Annotated in this window: 15 protein-coding genes, 1 tRNA gene and 1 pseudogene; 5 read left to right on the top strand and 12 right to left on the bottom strand. The window is 55.6% G+C overall.

What is annotated here, in order from left to right; genetic code table 11:
* Positions 1 to 9 precede the first annotated feature (9 nt).
* The 6 genes and pseudogenes from AB1644_01440 to AB1644_01415 form a co-directional block, all read right to left on the bottom strand.
* Complete coding sequence (locus tag AB1644_01440) at positions 10 to 1962, bottom strand: hypothetical protein (protein MEW6049714.1); 1953 nt, start codon at positions 1960 to 1962, stop codon at positions 10 to 12.
* A gap of 25 nt (positions 1963 to 1987) precedes the next feature.
* Complete coding sequence (locus AB1644_01435; GenBank protein MEW6049713.1) at positions 1988 to 2602, bottom strand: hypothetical protein; 615 nt, start codon at positions 2600 to 2602, stop codon at positions 1988 to 1990.
* A 67-nt stretch (positions 2603 to 2669) separates the two neighbouring features.
* Positions 2670 to 2963: pseudogene (locus AB1644_01430) on the bottom strand (ArsC family (seleno)protein).
* An 81-nt stretch (positions 2964 to 3044) separates the two neighbouring features.
* Positions 3045 to 4364: a sigma-54 dependent transcriptional regulator gene (locus AB1644_01425; GenBank protein ID MEW6049712.1), complete on the bottom strand. Its 1320-nt coding sequence runs from the start codon at positions 4362 to 4364 to the stop codon at positions 3045 to 3047.
* Entirely contained in the window at positions 4364 to 6007 is a 1644-nt protein-coding gene (locus AB1644_01420; GenBank protein ID MEW6049711.1) for an ATP-binding protein, read from the bottom strand. Before AB1644_01420 ends, AB1644_01425 begins: the two co-directional genes overlap by 1 nt.
* Positions 6004 to 7311 carry a hypothetical protein gene (locus AB1644_01415; protein MEW6049710.1) on the bottom strand — a complete coding sequence of 436 codons (1308 nt, stop codon included), beginning with the start codon at positions 7309 to 7311 and terminating at the stop codon, positions 6004 to 6006. The genes AB1644_01420 and AB1644_01415 overlap by 4 nt, the downstream gene beginning before the upstream one ends.
* 281 nt (positions 7312 to 7592) lie before the next feature.
* Here AB1644_01415 and AB1644_01410 point away from each other — a divergent pair, with 281 nt between their 5' ends.
* Positions 7593 to 8642 carry a hypothetical protein gene (locus AB1644_01410; protein MEW6049709.1) on the top strand — a complete coding sequence of 350 codons (1050 nt, stop codon included), beginning with the start codon at positions 7593 to 7595 and terminating at the stop codon, positions 8640 to 8642.
* Positions 8643 to 8724: 82 nt separating this feature from the next.
* Here AB1644_01410 and AB1644_01405 read toward each other — a convergent pair whose 3' ends face one another.
* From AB1644_01405 to murQ, 6 genes are all read right to left on the bottom strand, one after another.
* Positions 8725 to 10266 (bottom strand): cytochrome c3 family protein, encoded by a 1542-nt coding sequence (locus tag AB1644_01405; protein MEW6049708.1) that lies wholly within the window; start codon positions 10264 to 10266, stop codon positions 8725 to 8727.
* On the bottom strand, positions 10266 to 11213 hold the full coding sequence (locus AB1644_01400; protein MEW6049707.1) for a cytochrome b/b6 domain-containing protein: 948 nt from the start codon (positions 11211 to 11213) through the stop codon (positions 10266 to 10268). The genes AB1644_01405 and AB1644_01400 overlap by 1 nt, the downstream gene beginning before the upstream one ends.
* 5 nt (positions 11214 to 11218) lie before the next feature.
* On the bottom strand, positions 11219 to 12265 hold the full coding sequence (locus AB1644_01395; GenBank protein MEW6049706.1) for a hypothetical protein: 1047 nt from the start codon (positions 12263 to 12265) through the stop codon (positions 11219 to 11221).
* Between the two features lie 8 nt (positions 12266 to 12273).
* Complete coding sequence (locus tag AB1644_01390; protein ID MEW6049705.1) at positions 12274 to 13470, bottom strand: cytochrome c3 family protein; 1197 nt, start codon at positions 13468 to 13470, stop codon at positions 12274 to 12276.
* Between the two features lie 154 nt (positions 13471 to 13624).
* Positions 13625 to 14200, bottom strand: a complete 576-nt coding sequence (locus AB1644_01385; protein MEW6049704.1) for a heme-binding domain-containing protein — start codon at positions 14198 to 14200, stop codon at positions 13625 to 13627.
* A 20-nt stretch (positions 14201 to 14220) separates the two neighbouring features.
* The gene (gene murQ / locus AB1644_01380) at positions 14221 to 15168 is read right to left on the bottom strand and encodes an N-acetylmuramic acid 6-phosphate etherase (GenBank protein MEW6049703.1); all 948 of its coding nucleotides are present in this window, start codon (positions 15166 to 15168) and stop codon (positions 14221 to 14223) included.
* Positions 15169 to 15267: 99 nt separating this feature from the next.
* On the opposite strand from murQ, the gene AB1644_01375 reads away from it, so the two are divergent.
* The 4 genes from AB1644_01375 to AB1644_01360 all read left to right on the top strand — a co-directional run bounded on the left by AB1644_01375 (position 15268) and on the right by AB1644_01360 (position 18884).
* Positions 15268 to 16476 (top strand): right-handed parallel beta-helix repeat-containing protein, encoded by a 1209-nt coding sequence (locus tag AB1644_01375; protein MEW6049702.1) that lies wholly within the window; start codon positions 15268 to 15270, stop codon positions 16474 to 16476.
* Positions 16477 to 16601: 125 nt separating this feature from the next.
* Positions 16602 to 17576: a hypothetical protein gene (locus AB1644_01370; protein MEW6049701.1), complete on the top strand. Its 975-nt coding sequence runs from the start codon at positions 16602 to 16604 to the stop codon at positions 17574 to 17576.
* 251 nt (positions 17577 to 17827) lie between these two features.
* Positions 17828 to 17912: transfer RNA gene (locus AB1644_01365), tRNA-Ser, on the top strand.
* A 285-nt stretch (positions 17913 to 18197) separates the two neighbouring features.
* On the top strand, positions 18198 to 18884 hold the full coding sequence (locus AB1644_01360) for a DUF3142 domain-containing protein (protein ID MEW6049700.1): 687 nt from the start codon (positions 18198 to 18200) through the stop codon (positions 18882 to 18884).
* Positions 18885 to 19230 lie beyond the last annotated feature (346 nt).

The raw sequence follows: 19230 nt of genomic DNA, 5'->3' as shown, positions 1-19230 counted from the left end.
GGTGTGCGATCAATCCACGCGCAGCACGATATTCGCACTGTCCTCATAGGTGATGCGATAGGTCGCACGGTACAGATCGACATTCAGGGTCGAGTCCGGAAGGTACATCTTGTGCACCACTATGTAGCGGACCCCGGCTGAGACAAGCTGTTCTCTTTGATGCTCCAAATCGACAAGGTCGAGCGTGTCAATGAGGGTGCGGTTCGGCTTTCGGGAGACCCACCCCTGCACAATAGGGATGCCGTGCAGTCCCTGATACATCATGTACCTGTCCGTCTGCACATACCCGCCAGGCAGATCGAGCAGACCGTACCGTGTCCCATCGCGCGGAAGAGTTGTATAGCAGGGGGGCAACAGTACCGAAGTCGCGTCCCGGCTAAGGCTGAAATAGTCGACCGCCAGTAGAGCAACGAGCGCGACGACAATTGTTGTCCTCATCCGACCGTTCTTGATCGACCTCCAGACATAACCTACCGCCATCGAGACAATGATGCTCCAGAACAGATACACGAACACGATATTGCGACCGGGCGCACGGCTGTTCGACAGCAGCGGCAACATTGGAACCAAACGCCCAGGCACCAGGACCGGAGCCGCATACCCGGCGAAATGCGGCTGTGCCCCGAATGACATGAGAAGGAACGTTACTGCTCCCAGCAGGTATTTGGCGGTGTTCACAAGGAGCTTGCGTCCTGCAAACAGCACCAGCGCCAGCGCGACTAGTCCAAGGTAGCCCACACTTTCCGTTAGAACGCCGGTGTACGTGTTATTGAGATACTCGAATAGAGGCACGCCGCCGAGCAGATGGTGTGGATTAGGAGCTACCAGTCCCAGAAGGTCGACTACGAATTGATTGTGCCCTCCGGCGCCAACGCCGGGACCCGACACCGCCAGGCGGATCATCGGAATCAGCCACGGAGAGACCACCAGGAGCGTCAGGACTATCAAGGAACCGGATTTCCAAACAACGTCCCACAACCACAGTCGGCGCCGACGGATTGCGAGGTAGACGTAGGCGAAAAGCATAAACCAGAGACCGAACAGCAGGTAGTTCCAATCCGCCAGCGCGTTTAGCAGCAGCGCGGCAGCAGCCGCAATGAGTGGTCGCCATGAACGCTCTCGTACTGACCTGATGTAGTACAGCACAAAGAGCGGCAGGAACTGAATCGTGGCGATATTCATATGATGCTGTGCCCGCTCGAAATGGGCCGGATTGAATGCAAACAGGAATCCTCCAAGGAGCGCCATCCAACTGTTATCGGTCAGATACCGGATCAGAAGAAAAGCTGCAACGCCGGCCACCGGAAATGAATGAAGAATCAGGAGATTATAGGATGTGACAGAACCGAAAATGCCGCTGAGCGCTTTGAAAAGGAAGAGATTGTAGAACGACCAGGCATGAAAGTAGAACGAACTGCCTTCCGGGTAAAAGAGATCGGTGACATAATTGATACCGTCCGCGAAAAGATGTTTGCCTGCGTATCCGAGGGTCCACAGGCACGCCATGTTGTCTCCCGGCGGGCCGATCATGGCCGTCGAGATCGATTTCAACGAGGGGTAGAAATAGACGAGCGTGAGGAGCGCATAAATGGTCACAGCCCAGACAGGGCCCAATGTCACATCAGTTTGGCCCAAGAGGAAATCGGGCTTCGTCCACGGTTTGACCGATCCCAGGAGCTGCTTGTAGACTTTATAAAGCAGAAAGATAATCAGCAGCGAAAGCGGAATGCCGGCGACAATATTACTCCAGAACCGCACGCCAATTTTATGACCGTACTCCTCAAGCGTCCCTTTGTCCGGATTCGGGTCTGGCGGGAATATGCCGAATGAGCCCCCTTCGTGATACGTCTTGATAAGTGAGGGTCCCACGAGCAGGAAGCCGGCTGCCAGCAACGCCACGAGTATGACGGCTCCACTGAAGATACGCAGGAACAGTCTGTTTTCTAAACGGCTGTCCGACACCATGCCTCCGGCACGACACGATTCGTCATTCTTGTTTCCGAATTCTCAGGTAGTAAATATCACGCCCCTCATCGCGCCACATCTGTTCGAACCGTGTCGGTTCGTTGTTGGGAAGTAACCCCATGCCGCTGACATATGGCGTTCCCTCGTTGCAAAGCGACGGGATATCGCCCACATTCGCAACCACCCAATCGGCGTACGGCTGCCAGTCCGTGGCGACCACGATCTGGCCATCGGGTTTCAATCTGTCTCCAAGAATATGGAGAAACTCGACACTGAGCAGACGATGGAAGGCGTGGCGTTCTTTCGGCCAGGGGTCGGGAAACAGGACATAGATACATTCGAACATCGGCCTGTCAAAGTATCGCGGCAGTACCACACGCGCGTTCCCCTTGATAAGCAGTACATTCGTCAAGCCGCGCTTCTCGACTCGCCGGGCCAGTTTTTTGCACCGGAAGCCACTCAACTCGATTCCGACAAGTCGCTTCTCGGGCCAGTTGGTCGCACACCACAAAAACAGGTCACCGCGTCCGGGACCGATCTCGAGGATATCAAAATCAAATGTCGTTGGCTCCGCCGGATGAAAATAGATTGGCTTCTGTGATTCGAATTCGAGCGGGAATGTTCGTTCTTTGGCCATGTGACGACTTGTCGGTCTCTTGACATTCAATATACCGAGCCGTCACAGCGCCGACAAGTGTTGCCGGCTACACAAGCAGATTCAGGTACATCTCTTCGTGATACCCCACCATCAACGTGCGGCCAATGCGAATGGTTGGCGCCCGCAGTTTGCCGGTGGGACCAAGGATCAACTTCTCAAGCGTGACCTTGTCCGGTTTGTCTTTCTTCAGGCGGAGCTTTGTGACATGCTTACCCTTGGCGGAGTACAGAACTTCGACCTCGTCCAGCAGGCTGAGAGCTTCATTCCGGTCAAATGTCCTGTCTCTCGTGCTCGTGCGGTCGGCCACGTCCACCCTGTGCTTCGCAAGGACCCCCTGCGCTCGATCACATGTCGCTCAGCCCACGCGGAAGTACAACCAATCGATCTTGCCCACCAAATACTCCTGGTCTCGCCTTGAGCGTCACTCACCTTTGAGGCGTCGGATCTTCTTGTATAAGTGAGACCGCTCGATCCCAAGCTGCCGGGCCGTCTCAGCAACGTTGCCGCCATTTCGTGCCAGCGCCGCTTCGATATATTCCTGCTCGAAATCATCGACGGCTACTTTGAGGCTTGTCACCTGCCGCTTCTGGCCGGGCGGCAGGAGAGTCCGAAGCTGCTCCACAGATACCTCCGGTCCCTCACAATAGATTCCGATTCGTTCGATCAGGTTTTTCAATTCGCGGATATTGCCCGGGTACTCGAGCGTCATGAGAAGCGACATGGCGTCCGCCGTTAGTCGTTTCACCTCGGCGCCGCTCTCGACGGCAAAGCGGGCCAGGAAATGCTCCGCAAGCGCAGCTATGTCTTCGCGGCGTTGCCGCAGAGGAGGCAGAGTAAAGGTGACGACATTTAGCCTGTAATACAAATCCTGTCTAAACGTCTTCTCGCTCACCAGTTGTTCCAAATTGCGGTTGGAAGCGGCGATAATGACACAGTCAACTGAGTACGACCTGTCCGAACCGACTGGAGAAACTTCCTTCGTTTCGGTCACGCGGAGTATCTTCGCCTGAGCCTCAGGCGACATATCGCCGATCTCATCGAGAAAGATCGTGCCGCCGTTCGCCTCTTGGAATCTACCTTTGCGCGCCTGCGTGGCGCCGGTGAATGCCCCCTGGGTGTGGCCGAATAGCTCCGACTCCACGAGTTCTTTCGGCAGCGCGGCGCAATTGACTGCCACAAACGGCCCCTCGGAATTGCGGCTCTGCTGATGAATCAAGTGCGCCACCAGCTCCTTGCCGGTGCCGTTCTCGCCCAGGATGAGAAACCGCGTCGTCTTGCCGGCAGAGCGGGCAATATCGTCTTTGATACGCCGCACGGCCTCAGAATTGCCGACCATCTCGCCATACAGTCGTCCCGCCAATCGATCCCGTTCCGACACGAGCTGTTTGGTGCGGCCTATGTTGTCCAAGGTGATGAAAATGCGGTCGAGCGAGAGCGGCTTTTCGATAAAATCATGCGCCCCCAGCCGAATCGCTTTGACCGCCGTATCGATATCCGCATGGCCCGAGATCATGACAATCGTCTGGCCACGGCGTTTCGTCAGAAATTCCTTCAGTAGATCAAGGCCGCTGCCGTCGGGAAGGAATACGTCCAAAAACACGATCTCGAACGGGGCGGACATGAATTCGCGAGCCTGACGACAATCGGCGGCAGTGACTACATCGTGTCCGCGCCGATCCAGGGCTGACTTGAGAGACAGCCTGATGTTGTCCTCGTCGTCGACAATGAGGATCCGGGCCATTACTCTCGCGGGATGGTCAGCCGTACCCCCGCGCCTCCGTCTGATCGGTTAAACATATCGATCGTGCCGCCGTGATCCACCGCTATTCGCTGGCAGATCGCCAGCCCCAGCCCGCTGCCGTCTTTCTTGGTAGAAAGATAGGGTTCAAATCCTCGCTGGAGCTTCTCATCAGGAAAGCCGGGACCATCGTCCAGAACGTCGATCACGAACGCTGTTTCGGTCGACGAGCACTCCACCACGATCTGTCCGTCACTTGATGCTTCCAGGGAGTTCTTCACGAGGTTGATAAGTAGCTGCTTGATCTGTTCAGGATCAAGAGGGAACTGCTGGGTGCCGCAGCGATTCACCAGCACCAGCCGTCCTTCACTCAGCTCTCGCCGATACAACTGCCCCAACGCATTCTGAAGCTGTTCCACCGATGTTTCTGTTTTGATGGGGGGCGCCATCCGTGCGAATCGGACGAACTCGTCGAGCAGCCTGGTCAAGCGGTTCACTTCTGTGCGAATCATCTGAGTGTTTTTGTCCAGCACGGAGTCAAAATCCGGAAGCCCCTCCTGATACGAGCGTCGGAGGTCGTCGGCGCATACGGCGATCGGCGTCAATGAGTTTTTCACTTCATGTGCGATTTTCCGCCCCATGGTCTGCCACGCCGCGATCTTCTGGCTTACCGCCAGGCGCTGCTGGGATTCTTTCAGTTTGGCGATCATGGCGCTGAATGAATCTGCCAGATGGGCAAACTCTCCCTCCTCGTACGCCATTACGGTAGTATTGAGGTCTCCATCGGCAACCCGCGAAGTGGCGGTGATCAGATTGTCGACCTCGCGTTTAGTGCGATATGACATATAGAATCCCAGCGCCAAAGCGATTGCCACACTGCCGACCGCTACCGCTCCTGCCACAGCCAACAACGATCGAAACACCGGCTTCTGACTGTCGGTAGTGATTGTGGCAGACAGATAGAATCCTGACGACTTACCTCCTGCAAGCAGGGAGCGGTACAGGTCGTTCTCCCGGTATAATGTGCCTGTTTCAATGCTCGCCGGCAAGGTCTGTGCGGAGATCGAATCGTCGGAGAATACGACATCGAGGTTGGCGTTGATGACTCCTCGCGCCGCTTCGAGAAATCGCTGATCGAAATACTCTCCTGCATACAGGCGTCTGTTGCTGTCCATGGGGATCAGCAAAGCGAAAGCGGCATGCGCACCATTGAGGTCGTACTCAACCGTCTCATACCAGGCAAGGGAATCCCACATCGCAGGTGCTGAGCCCGGCAGAACCGTATCGCCGACAAGGGCTGGACGATTGGCGCTGAGCAGCACCCGATTGGATGAGTCGACCACTTCGACAAAATCAAGCTCGTTCAACTGTCCGGTCAAATCCACCGGCTGGCGGCGGCCGGATCGGAGCATGGTAACAGCGCGACTAAAGACAGGGTCAGCAGCCGCATGAAGCAGTTTCTGCCGAAGCTCGGCCACGAACGACTGTCGATAGCGGTTGAATTTCTGAATCTCATCGAATGCGTTCTGTCGCTCGATCTCTTCGGCCTGTCCCGCCGCATGGAAATAGATGACCGCCATTATGAGAAGCGGCGGTAGCAGCGCCCCGGCGAACAAGTAGAATCGGATTCGCTGAGTGAAGGTCATTGCCTTGGTTCTGGCTCCGCCGGCGGTTTGAGTTTTCGTAATGAGGACAGGTCGAGCTTGCCGTCGTCCGTGAACCGAATGCCGGTCAGATTTTTGTGTGCGACGAGGTGAAGCGTGGGACGGAAGAGCGGGAAACAGCCTATCTCGTCGATAACCTCATGATCCAGAGAGTCGAGTATCGACTGCCGAATCAGAGAATCCGGCTCGATGAACGCCTGCGAAAGTCGGGTGGCTGCCAGACGTCCCTTTTCTGAGACTATTGAATCCCCTTCTTGATCGACCAGGCTCATCCCAAGTGATTGCTTCAGCGCGGACGCACTGTTCCCTGTTTCGCATGGTAACCACGTGAGGAAGGCATCACAGTTCGACCACTCTTCAGTCACGATTTCTGTCTTGAGTTGCTCGCGTGCAAGAACGTCGGCAAAATATCCGGCGAGATGGCGAAGATCATCCGCGCACCACAGACGCACCTTCCGCGGGCGCCCCACTTGCTCACGCAGAAGTCGCTTGGTTGAAGCTGGATCGTACGGGTAAGATCGAACAGTCGCCGATTCGGGCGATAGAAAACTGTACACTGGGACTGCAGGGCCATCGAAATAGGATGAAAGTGCGGTCGGGTCGAACCGACGGTACAACGCCGTGGTGAGCCGTCCTTGTTTGTTGATCGCACGGTAAACGTTTGGAATGAGGGCGGCAATGGATGTTGCCACCGTTGAGTCAACTTGCAGGTTCGGCGATTTTTGCGGCGGCGATTGGTACGCCATATACGCATCCAATCGGCCATCCGCGAAATCATTCTCCATATGAGAGTTCAGGGGATAGTGAATCACCTCGTATTGTCGGACGTCGACCGTGCCACTGCCCGCGTTGTTGTGATAATTGTCCCACGTCTTGTTGAATCCTGAGTCGTAGGTGACTTTCCACCAACCGACTGGCGGTCGGACTTGAGCTGCACCCCAGCTACATCCGATTCGGATCACCGCATTGGAGTCGACATCCGCAACCAAGATAAGGCCGTAACAGGCGTCGTGAGTAATGTGATCGTGGTTCGTAGCAAGAACAGTAGAGACAGCAATCCCCTCGTACGATTTCTCTATTACTCCCGCACACACCGAATCATCACCGCAGAAAATCACAAACCTACTCCCCGCAAATACCAGCGCCTCCTCGCCAATATCAAAATACAGTCGATCGAGTTTCTGCTGGAGTATTTTTGCCCGCACCTGCGCTGAAGCCGCGATTGTCGGCAACCACGCGACGACAATCAATGCGGCCATGATGACGCGAACGAAGTGTGAGGTCATGTGTGATCCCGAATCCTTATACAATCAACCTCTCCGCCTCCCTGCATTCAACCAGTTTTTAGTCTCCGACCGCATGTGTCCGTTTTGACACATATAAGTCGTTGTCCCACACTTTGTTATATTGGCTTGCTGGTTCGAGTGTCACTGATGACACGCTTCTCGGTGACTTAAACTACGCAGAATCCTTGTAACTCCTTGCGACACAAGAGGGATTTGTTTTGGCACAACGGTTGATATAGGTCCGCTCAAATGAAGTAACCCGGAAACTAAGGAGGACCAAAATGACCAGACACAAACTGACACACGCAATGGCGGCCTTAATACTGGCTGCCGCAATTCTCACTCTTGGCTGCTCCAAAAACAGCGACCAGGACCAACTTGCCGAAGCGACTCCCAATCTTGACAGCATCGGCGCGCAGGTGGCACAATTGCAAAGCGATATCACACGACCGAAAGCCACCACGAATCGGGTGGTGGAGAAGGACGAGTCTGTAATCCTGTCGACCGTGTACGACGTTCTGGTCATCGATTCCACGGCGTACTCGGTTTACGATGGCGGCCTGGTCGTGACTGACCTCGCATCCGGTCTCAGCCGCACTATTCACACCGAAGAGCCATTATTCGCGGTGGCGAAACACAACGATCAGCTCTATGCCGGCGGCACCCACCTGTACCGCCTGGTAGACTCCTCGCTCGTGCCGCTCGAAACGCAATTCCAGGGTTCAATCTCCGCGCTCTGTGACTACGGGGCTGTGCTCATGATCGGCACCGAGAATGGTCTCTACTCGCGCACGCTCTTGGGTGACGTTCAACTGATGGGAGATGTCTGGGTGACGGCGCTTGAAGCGGACAACGATGGACTATGGGTGGGGACCGATGGCGATGGCCTGTATCGCTGGGATGGGCAGACTTTCGCGAAACGGTATCTCATACGCGACAGTTCATTGTTCGACTACGTGAACTGCATCGAATACAGCCGTGGACACCTCTATGTGGGAACCAGCACCGGGCTGTATATCCACGATGGCGGCAAATGGCAAACGCTCACCTGCGACAACGGGCTGCCGTCGAACACGGTTACCACGGTTGATGCCTCCGGCTGGATCGTCTACGTCGGTACCGATGAAGGCCTGGTGACCTGGTTCAACGACCAGTTCAAGCCGGTCGGAAAACTGGAGTCGGTCAGCGTAGCCTCGGTGCGAAGCAGTTCGTTTGGAGTTCTTGTGGCAACTGAGGGGGACGGCCTGTATCAAAAGTCGGGGGCGGCAGTGAAGATGTTGTTCGGTCCGGAACTGGGGGAGGGTACCGGCTCAATATCCATGGTGTTCTAACCCGATTCAACCTCCTTCTCACCCCTCGCGACCCAAATCCCCCGGCTACGCCGGGGGATTTGGGTAATGCATTACTAAGAGATTATTCATGACACGCCCCGCAGGCGGCCTTGTCGATCTCGGTTTTGCCGTGCACGGTAATCGAATGACAAATCCTGCAGTTCTGCTCGAGATCTTTCACATGCATCAGGTGCGGGAGTTGTTTCCCCCCGTACGACACAAACTCCGGGAGCGTCTTCGCATGACAGAACGCCATGCATGAATTCTCAGGCTTCAGGCTCGCGCCGCGATCCGGGGATTGATACGCATCTTTAATCCCGGTCATTGCCGACTGTACCCTATCCGCACTGGAGTTCAACAGATAAAGCGCGTACCGAATGTTGTGCGGGATATGTCCGTCTTTCACGAACTCGAAGTTGTACTCGGCGGTACCGATCGCCTCGCGTGTGGCGCTTCGTGATCCCTGGCTGCCGCCGATACCGACAAAGTCAGCTTTCACCGACTTCAAGTACTTGTCGTATTCGTCCAGGACAGCCTTTGTGCCCTCAAGCCAATTGTCGAACATCAGGTCATACCCTTTGCCGTGACAAGTTACACACGACACGCGTTGTGCTTCTTTCTTTTCCTGATGAGCCAGTGGCTCCCCCTGCGGCGTGGTGTGGGTGTGACAACCGGTACAGGAGACCTGAGCCGCGAACATCGCGCTCGGCATATCCAACGTGTCCTTACCGCCAATCCCCATGTACATCTGTTTGGGTCGGTTGTGCTGGCGAATATGACAGTTCTCGCACGTTATCTCCAGCGCGCTGACCATCTCGAAATTGCCGTGCTCGATATCCGTATGGCACTTGAAGCAGTCGATCCCGTTGGTTGTCACGTGAATCTGGTGCAGTTGCTCGCGGGTGTAATCGGCGCGGGAGCGCTCGACATGGCAGGAATAGCATTTCGCCTCGGGAACCGCGCCATCCCCCTTGACGATCATGGTGTGACACTGTTTGCACTCCACGCCGAGCTTTAGGTACGGACCGTGGTCGAACTTGAACCCGGCGTGTTCCACCGTGTCTTTCGGCATGCCGTGGCAGGCATCGCACCCCGTTATCGCTTCCCCCTGCCCGGCATCTTTGAAATGACACACAAAGCAGGCCTTGTCATTCACGGCCATGTGCCCCTGGGATATCTCTTCGTCGTACTGCACGATCTGGTTGTGACAAGAGGTGCAGCGAAGTTTCTCGCCCCTCAGTACTTTCTCCAGATGAACGGCGTGATCGAACACGATCCCCTTTCTGAATTCCGTTTTCCCCTGCAACAGACGCACTTCATGACATCCTGACGATAGACAACTCTCGTCGTGGACATTCGCCTTGGGGCGTGGAGAGAAAGTCCCGGTAGCGTACTTGATGGCAGAAAGGGTAAGCCGCCCAACCCCGTAATCATGGCACTTATAGCACTCGACATCGGCATGGCCGGAGGCCTTCCAGTGCCGTACGTACGGCTCCATGTAGTGACACGATGTGCAGAACGAGGCGTGATGGGTGCGGTTTGTGAGAATCAGGCCTCCCCCTATGACCAGCACGAGCAGCACGCCGATCGTGATCAGCGCCTTCTTGTTCTGCAGGATAGCCATTACTTCTTGTCCTCGGACGATTCCGCTGGTGTCTCGCCGGTAAGCGCCTGCATTTCTTTCTCGATGATCTCTGCGTATTCGAGCGGGTGATGATGCTTCATCTGTTCTTCACTCAACTTGCCGTGCCACCAGACCCAGCTCATCGGGAAAACATCGGGATTGAAATGGACGTTGTAAAAATGCCAGACGATAATGGCCAGCGTGGCCAAGAGCCCTTCGTCGGAGTGCGCCTCGCGGGCGATATCGAACAGCGCCTTCGGAAACATCTCCTTGAACCAGAGGATCAGCCCGGAGCCGATCATTACCACCATGCCCCAATAGACTGCCCAGTAGTCGAACTTCTCGATAAACGAGAATCGGTGGAATTTGGGACCGGAAGCTCGTCTCCCTAAGAAAAACATAACCGTCTGGAAGAAGTCGATAATGTCTCTGGGACGAGGGATCATCAGCCAGAAATCACGCCGTCCCACGCGGGAGAACGCAATGTAGCCAAGGTGCCAGGCACCGACCGTTATCAGGCCAACCGCCGCTACCCTGTGTATGAGCGTGGAGTTCGGCAACCCGCCGAATATGGTGACAATCACGAACCGCGATATGCCGTATTCTGGAAACTTGAGCGGCATGCCGGTGATGATCAGGAGAACCACCGACAGGAACATGAGCATGTGTTGGGCGCGGAAGTTCTTGCCGAACCGCTCGAAACTCCGTTCGACAGCCTCTTCAATCTTATCCTTGGGGCGTTTGACGCTGAACCGCGTGACCACCTCGCTGAGCGCCACGTTCGCCTCAAACTGCAGGCGTTCCTCGATCTGCGTCGTCGTTTTCTGGAGTTCTTCAGGCGGGGTGGCCGGATCGATATGTGGCTCGGCGCAGTCAAGGATGTTCCGGGTGAGATCCTTGATCAGTTCCTGGCGCTTCTGGCGAAGTTGCGGCGTCCGTTCGTCCATGGTGTCTAACGTTTGGCTCGTGCCGCCTTGGCCCGCCGGAACAGATCGAGCACGATGAAAATGGCAAGTCCCACGAGCGTCGACACGGTCAGCACAGTGAAGAACTTGGTGATATAATAGAGAATGCCGGACTCTTTGCTTTCCGGGTCGACATGGATCTTGCCGGTGGCGAATTGCGGGGTGGCTTCCGGATGACACCCTTGCTTGCCGCACGTCTTGACGATATTGGCCGGGTTGATCGAGGACTTGGGATCGTCCTCCCGCCGGATATCATGCACACCATGACAAGAGGCGCAGTTGGCTACCAACAGGTTTTGCATCACCCGCGCTATGCCGTGAAACGAATGCTCGAACGTGGCGGTCCGATCCGGTTTGATGCCGTACTTGGCGGCGATGCCGACCGGCCCGTGGCAATCGGAACAGGTGGCGGCGACATTGGCGGGAAACACCTTCGACTCGGGATCCTCGTGCCGACGGATATTATGCTCGCCGTGGCACGATGAGCAATCCGGTGCATCGAGAGTCCCTGATGCCAGCGCCTGGCCATGTATTGACTCACGAAAGGTGGCATAGATATCGATGTGACAGTGCCCGCAGGTTTTCGGGCGATTCAGCTTGTACACGGTCGAGTTCGTCGAATCGGGTGGCAGTACGTCGTGCGTGCCGTGGCAGTCCTGGCAGACCGGCGCTTTGGAATTCCCTTTGGCGACCTCCATCCCGTGCACCGAATGCTCGTACTGATCATACAACTCCCCCTGTGGCGCGCCGACCGGATTGCCCGAATAATGGCAGCGGCGGCAGTTCACTTTCTTCGCGGGCGGGTGCGGAATAGCCACCACATCGATATGACAATCGGTGCAGAGCCGGGAGCCGTGGATAGAGTGCTTCAGTTGCGCTTCATCCACATACAGGCTGATCTTCCGCCCGGTCTCTTCGATCTTTACAAAGTCTTTCTTGCCATGGCACAGCAGGCATTTCTCTTCCGCGAGAAGGTTTCCGGCGAAGATGGCGACAAGCGAGAGCACCACAAGCGGTGCGGAATGTCGTTTCATTGCGTCTGTCACTGCACTCGTTTGATGCGGCGTTTGTACTCCAGCACCCGGTACACGATAAACGCCAGAATGATAATCGATATGAACCAGATGTAAAACTGTCTTACGTAGAATTTGCCGCCCGATTCTTTGACGCTGGCCGAGGTATGCACCGCTCCTTTAGTGAACGATTGTGGCAGCCCTTCGTGGCATTGGCCGCAGGTTCTGTCGATATTCGCGGCATTGATGAGCGAGCGGGAGTCGTCTTGCGGGTATATGTCATGCACGCCGTGACACGACGAACAGTTTGCCACCCTGGTATCCCCCAGCGCACCGGCCGCACCGTGAAATGATTCCTGGAAGGTGCTTATCCGGTCAGCCTTCAGACCGTACTTGGCCACTACTTTCTCCGAGGCATGGCAATCGGAGCATGTCCTGGAGACTGAGGTTTTGTAGACGCGTGATTCGGGGTCGGCGTGCGGGCGAATGTCGTGCTCTCCATGACAACTGGTGCACGTAGGGGAATCCATCACCCCTTGGGAAAGCGCCTGGCCATGAACCGACTCAGTGTAGGTCTGTGCGATCTCATGGTGGCATCGGCCGCAGGTTGCAGCAATGTGAGTCTTGTACACCGGGCTCTCCGGATCATCGGAAGCGAGGAATGAATGACTCCCATGGCAATCCACACAGGCCGGCGCATTGGCTTTCCCCTCGATCATCAGGGCCCGTCCGTGAACCGAGTTCTCGTAGGCCTTGATGACCGCCGGTTTTGGCAACTTGAGCGCCTGCTCGGTCACTTGTTGGTCTTCGTGGCACCCGATACAGATTCTCACCGCATTGCGGTGATTGGTACGCGAGTTGGGATCTTTTATGGCCAGAACATCATGCCCGCCATGGCAGGTAATACAGGTGGGGAGCTTCTCTATATTCTCCTTCCGCCCGAGGACGTGTGGCGACTTGTTAAAGCTCTCGGCTTCTTTGCCGTGACAGCGAGCGCAGTATACTGTCCGGTTCCCCCGATGTGGCATGTCGGGGTCGATCGCGTGGCATTCCGTGCAGCTGACGGCTGCGTGCACGGAGCTTTTCAGAACCGTCGTATCAATTATCTGGGCATTGGCCTGGTCCGCCGGACGTTGACTGCCGTGGCAACTCACACACCGGTCGTCCTGCGAAAGGGCGGCCGTGGCCGCCAGCAGCATGATTGCGAATCCCCACACACATTTCATAGCCCGGGACCCTTCAGCCAAAAGATTTTTTTCACAAACTCCCCTAAATATATCTGCTTTTGAGTGCGGCGCAACTGTTTTTGAAGATGGTTCGGTCAAGAATCGGTCTTTGACGGATCGCACCAAACGGAGGTCGAGCAACTATCGCGACAGGCTAATCCTCGGACTTCTTCTGCTCGTAAGGAATGTTCGCTTCGTCATAGAAACGTATCACCCGTATTTTCGCACTATCCAGCCAGCTGGTCACCGAATCACGGCGCGCGCCGCTCAGGCCGGTCCCCCAGTGTATGAGTCTGTAGCTGAGTAGTGGCATCTCCCCTTTGGAGACCTGCTCCTTCATGTCCTCCAACGTCTCCGGCAGCGAAGCATGGCTTGCAAATGGAAAGCCGTCGGACAGGTCAAGGTGTTTCCGCCCTTCTTTGATGTCGCTGTCGATGAGCTGTTTTATACCGGGAATCTTGTGATACCATGGGAACTTCGTGAACTTGCTGTGGCAATCAAAACAGCTCTTCTCGAAAATCGGTTTCAGTCCGTTGTATTCTGTATTGATAACGGCGAACAGCGAGTCCTGACGTGCGGCAACCCCGGATTCAATCGGCGCACTCGGCATGTTTTTTGTGCTGTCCGACTCATGGGTGTCCTTTTCGCCGTGAGCAAGCAGGAGGCCGGCCGACAATAACAGGGGAATCATCAAGCCCGGCATGAGCATCAACAGGTTTTGGCGAGTCATGATATCAGATATCTCCTCAGCTATTCGCTATCTCGAATCCTCGAAACAAATCCGCCCGCCTTTTCCAGTTTCTTCCGGGCCTCATCGGCAGAGCACTGATGTCTGTGCATGACAATTGCCGTCTTCACTGATCCATCCGCCTGCTTCAAAAGCGTCTCAGCTTCAGCCACTTCTAGGTCAAACAAGTCCATCAGGATCTTGCGAGATCGTGCCGCCAACTTCTGCGATCGTGCCTGTAGGTCCACCATCAGGTTTCCGTAGGTTTTACCCAGAAGGACCATGGCGGTTGTCGAAATTGTGTTCAGGGTCAGTTTTTGTGCGGTCCCGGATTTCATCCGTGTGGAGCCGGTGATCGCCTCCGGCCCGACCGGCAGTTCAATCACGATGTCCGGCGTAACAGGAATGAACTCCGCCTTGTTACAGATGACAAATACCGTTTTGCAGCCAATCGAATGTGCGTACGCTATCCCTGCCAGCGTATAGGGTGTGCGGCGAGAAGCTGCCAGGCCAATGACAATATCCCTGGCGGTGATGCCGTGCGCCATCAAGTCTTGCTTAGCTGCCTCGGTCTGATCCTCGACCCCCTCTTTCGACAAAACCAGCGTGTCATAGCCACCGGAGATCACACCCACAATCTGCTCCGGCTCCGTCCCATAGGTGGGCGGGCACTCGGCGGCGTCAAGTACACCGAGCCTGCCGGACGTGCCGGCCCCGATGTAGAACACGCGCCCACCGCTTCTCAGGGTAGCCGCAAACAGCTCGGCTGCCTGCGCAATTTTCGGCAGCGCCTGCCGTACCACTCCCGCCACCGTCTGGTCCTCATCGTTTATCCGCTGTGCGATCTCAAGAGGCGACAGCCGGTCGATATCGGTTGTCCGCGGATTGATCTGTTCGGTGCCAAGATGGTTTAGTTGTGCGATGAGATCATCGTACTCACCCATAGGGGTAAGGTAGGCAAGGTCCCGCATTGGGAGCAACCGAAATCGGTGGTGGTCGTTCGTCACTCCGAAGTTCGCCGGCCGGAAGTTTTTGTTGAAGTGGGGTCATTCCACTCTTACCCTCGTACCATGTTTAGCGGCCGAACTCAAGCTGCCGGCCTGCTGCTGGCGCTTTTGGGCACCAACCTGTTCGCCGCTAAACTAAGAGTCGAGCGTGGTTCCGATCTCCAGGGAGTAATCGATTATGCCAGGGATGGCGACACGCTCCTTTTAGGGGCCAAGACTTTCGAAGCCAAACCGACTCAATTTGCCGACCCCCTCTGCGGCAACTGCCTTGAAGCCAAAACCGACGTCAAAGCCAGTTGCGGGTTCATAATCAAGAACAAAGGTCTCTTGCTGTTGGGCGCCGACCGCACCGACACCCGGCTCGTGACCTATGCGGGGTACGGTTTGTACCTCGAAAACGCTTCCGGCACCGTCATCCAGAATCTGACGATTACCGGTGGACGGCGGGACCTCGACGGCAACGCCACCGATGCCGCTATCGTTGTCCGCAATTCTCGCGTCCTCATCGCAGACTGCGACCTGCGGGATAACACGCATCGGCCGGAGAGCGTAGTCGTCGGTATCGGGGGCGTTTTCGGACGGGAAGGAGCCGAGCTCATAATTGAGCACTGTAATATCGTCAACAACGGCTGGGATGGTGTCGCGCTCTACCGTGGTGCCTCGCTGATTATCACTGACTGTCTAATCAAGGATGGCCGCGGCGCCGGTATCGGCGTAACATGGGATGGTACCTGTATCGCCTATCGCAACGAAATCACCGGTTACTGGAAAGGGATCGGGGCGTTTGGGACGGCCGTGGTGGTCGCCCGCAACAACCTCGTGCATGACAATTTGGGCTGGGGGATGGTGGCCACCGGGGCTTCCACCATGGACATGATGAACAACGTGGTGCATCACAACGGCAATTGCGGTATCGCCCCATGGTCGACCGAAGCGCGGGGGAGGATCGTCAACAATATCGTCACCGAAAATGGCTGGCGCGAGCAGTGGGTCTGTCCTTGTGTGGGTGTCTGGAACTATGGGGACTGGGCAAAGTGGAAATTCGCCCACAATATCGTTTGGAACAACAAAGCGGGACAGTACGAGGGGATCTGGGACCAGACGGAGATAAACGGCAACCTGAATGTCGACCCCAAGTTTGTCGGCCCGGGTGATTATCACGTGCAACAAGACTCGCCCGCGCTAAACGCGGGTGACTCCACCACCTTCAATATCGACGGTTCTGTCTCGCACATAGGTCTCTACGGCGGCCCGCAGGCCCCTCGACGATAGCTTAATCCACTGACCGATAGGAAGTTGCACCTTCCCGCGAAATTCGGTGCCGCTAAATCTTCATCCGCCATCGTCCGATAATTATTACACAACAGAAAGTTCATTCGATACTGATGGAGGAATCCATGAAGAGATTGCTGGCATTATTGACAGTTGCGGTGGTGGCGGGGATGTTCATGCTGTTGTTCGGCTGCAGCGACAAGGCCACCGAAAACATCGTCAAGGTCGATGGCGACACGCTCGACCCGACCTACCTCGCGGCTCAGACCGCGTTCGAGGGGGCTGACGAGATTTCCACCGGTTTGGCGGAGATTTGCCTGACCCTGATCGATTCGGTTGCCAATGACACCAACCACCCGATGCCCAGCCATGCGCCGCACTTCGGCGGCTCCAGCGAGGCTGTGGCCAGTGATTCGTTTCTCAAGACCTACCACAGCGACAGCAAATACTGGTACTTCTATGCCAGTCATGCCGAGACACTGTGGAACGATTCGCAGCAGGTCGTTGACGTCATCACGTTCGAGGTCGTCGATTCCCTGCAGTTCCATCACGGACCGATCATTGTCCAGTGGCCGGTAAGAGAACTGCTCACCGAAGTACACAACATTGGCAGTTACTCGATCGACGTTCTCAGCGGCGTGGGCAGTCTGTCCGCTCATCAAGATCTACAGATCATCGGTGATGTGGGCACTGGTGGTGACGTAATGGTCGACGCCAACGGCTCGTTTAACGGCGAGTTCAACAGCTACGGGGCGTTTGCTTCTGCGGCTTTCAAACCCGCGGCAGAATCCTGCCAGTTCAGCATGAATCTGAGCCATGTGTTCGACAATGTGGCTCTCAATCTGACCGCGGTGCAGGACTCCAATGGTTGCCCCACCGCCGGTACCATCACGCACAGCGGCAACCTCAATATTGCGTGTACCGGTGACACCGTCCTCAATTTCAATGATTACTGGATCATCACCCAGGCGTTCCACGGCGACAGCAGCACGGTGACGTTCGAAAACTCCACCACGCGCTGGAGCGCCGAGCATGCCTGCCATCCCGACCAGCCGCCGGCCAAGCTGTTTGCATCATCAAGCCGGTTCCTTCGCAAGTAGCGGGAACGGGATTTCGTCTTTTCGAAGGCCCCGTTCCGGCGGGGCCTTTTGTTTTGGCGTCTTGACTTGCGGCATCGTTTTCGTGACATTTGAGGACGGCCAATTGCCGTCATAGCGACGTTGACTTACCGAATGTGAGCCTGGGTCCGTCGTTGCGAGGAAGTCTCGCCGAAGGGGAGTCTGACGAAGCAATCTCTCCTTCGTCAACGGGCGAAATCGGAGGGGTGTCGCCGGAATGTCTGTATCGGTGTGGAGGAGTGGCAGAGTGGTCGATTGCGGCGGTCTTGAAAACCGTTGTACCGAAAGGTACCGTGGGTTCGAATCCTACCTCCTCCGTCGTAACTCATTGCACTACAACTACATCCGATAAAAGTTCCGGTTGGGTACTTTTCCAGACTTCTCCACCAACATCCAGTATGAGATTCAGACGCGCGGCATTGGTTGGGTCTAGAGTTCTCTCCCGCCGCCTCCAGTCCATTCGAAAATTCACACGCCTTCGTGTCTGGCGGGCTTTGGTATCTGGATTGGCTTGACATAAGGGGCCGATTGCCAGATTATTTCGATGTGGGGATCGGCGGAATGGACACGCAGCCACAGCGAATAAGTAAGACGGCGCTGGTCGTGCTATTGATATTCAGCGGGGTGTCGCTTTACAGAGATTCTGCTAGTCGTCGCGACCATGTTTCCTACTGGCTGTGGGCGGGATTGACGGCCAAAGATGCACCGGCAAATTCAGAATTGTATGTCTTTCAAGGTCGCATATCGACTGACGGAGGCAAGACATTCTACGAACGACAAGGTCTGTGTCCGCATCCTCTCAAGAGCAGCAAACTCTTTCTGGTGTATCGGCTGGAAGGACAGTTGCCGGATGCCAAGGACGTAGTAGATATCTTTGAGCGCAGCGTGGCGCAATGGCAACGCCATCCTGTCTCAGTCTCAGGTATTCAACTGGATTTCGATTCCCCCACATCCAAGCTGATAGCATATAGCCATTTTGTTGAGGAAGTCAGAAGACAACTTGCGCAGAATTTCGCGTTAAGCATCACGGGATTGGGAGACTGGGCGATAAACGGAAATCAAGAGACAATGCAGTCAATCTCGTCCTCCACGGACGAGATTGTATTTCAGCTGTACCAAGGGCGGCGGCCGCTTCGGGAAATTGAGATATACATAAGAGAACTGTCCGAGTACCCAATGCCGTTTCGGATCGGGCTCATTTCAGGGGCCGAAATTCCTACTTCAGTCAACACATTGAAAGTAAATCCGAATTTTCAAGGTATTGTCTATTTCATAAAGAAGGCCATATGAGCACACGGAAATGCATTCTTCTCTGCCTAGCAGCAGCCATTTTGAACGGGAGTACTTCGCACGCCTGCAGCCCGTCTCCAGGCCCCTACTTCAACACGCCTTCGTACATTGACCCTGGCTATAATACCCCCCAGTACCGGGAGGTTAGGTACGGGCGAAGAAGGGCATTCGCGATCATCCTTGGCCAATACTCAATACCTGAATCCGGGCAAGATGACGCTAGAACCTATCTCAAAATCAGTTTTTGATTTGTCATCGTGAAGAGCGTGGCGATATTTCGTCATGGCGATCACGTTAAGCGATGCCCAATGGGAGAAGATTCGACGGCATTTCCCGGAAGAGAATA

This window comes from Candidatus Zixiibacteriota bacterium (assembly GCA_040753875.1).
Taxonomy (GTDB): Bacteria; Zixibacteria; MSB-5A5; order GN15; family FEB-12; genus DATKJY01.
Note: the sequence above shows the minus strand (reverse complement) of the source record. Positions and strands in the feature narration are given on the sequence as shown.

Excerpts from the sequence above, each read along its gene's own strand:
- AB1644_01435 (MEW6049713.1), bottom strand. The coding sequence starts at position 2,602 with ATGGCCAAAGAACGAACATTCCCGCTCGAATTCGAATCACAGAAGCCA.
- AB1644_01425 (MEW6049712.1), bottom strand. The coding sequence starts at position 4,364 with ATGGCCCGGATCCTCATTGTCGACGACGAGGACAACATCAGGCTGTCT.
- AB1644_01420 (MEW6049711.1), bottom strand. The coding sequence starts at position 6,007 with ATGACCTTCACTCAGCGAATCCGATTCTACTTGTTCGCCGGGGCGCTG.
- AB1644_01415 (MEW6049710.1), bottom strand. The coding sequence starts at position 7,311 with ATGACCTCACACTTCGTTCGCGTCATCATGGCCGCATTGATTGTCGTC.
- AB1644_01410 (MEW6049709.1), top strand. The coding sequence starts at position 7,593 with ATGACCAGACACAAACTGACACACGCAATGGCGGCCTTAATACTGGCT.
- AB1644_01405 (MEW6049708.1), bottom strand. The coding sequence starts at position 10,266 with ATGGCTATCCTGCAGAACAAGAAGGCGCTGATCACGATCGGCGTGCTG.
- AB1644_01400 (MEW6049707.1), bottom strand. The coding sequence starts at position 11,213 with ATGGACGAACGGACGCCGCAACTTCGCCAGAAGCGCCAGGAACTGATC.
- AB1644_01395 (MEW6049706.1), bottom strand. The coding sequence starts at position 12,265 with ATGAAACGACATTCCGCACCGCTTGTGGTGCTCTCGCTTGTCGCCATC.
- AB1644_01390 (MEW6049705.1), bottom strand. The coding sequence starts at position 13,470 with ATGAAATGTGTGTGGGGATTCGCAATCATGCTGCTGGCGGCCACGGCC.
- AB1644_01385 (MEW6049704.1), bottom strand. The coding sequence starts at position 14,200 with ATGACTCGCCAAAACCTGTTGATGCTCATGCCGGGCTTGATGATTCCC.
- murQ (MEW6049703.1), bottom strand. The coding sequence starts at position 15,168 with ATGCGGGACCTTGCCTACCTTACCCCTATGGGTGAGTACGATGATCTC.
- AB1644_01375 (MEW6049702.1), top strand. The coding sequence starts at position 15,268 with ATGTTTAGCGGCCGAACTCAAGCTGCCGGCCTGCTGCTGGCGCTTTTG.
- AB1644_01370 (MEW6049701.1), top strand. The coding sequence starts at position 16,602 with ATGAAGAGATTGCTGGCATTATTGACAGTTGCGGTGGTGGCGGGGATG.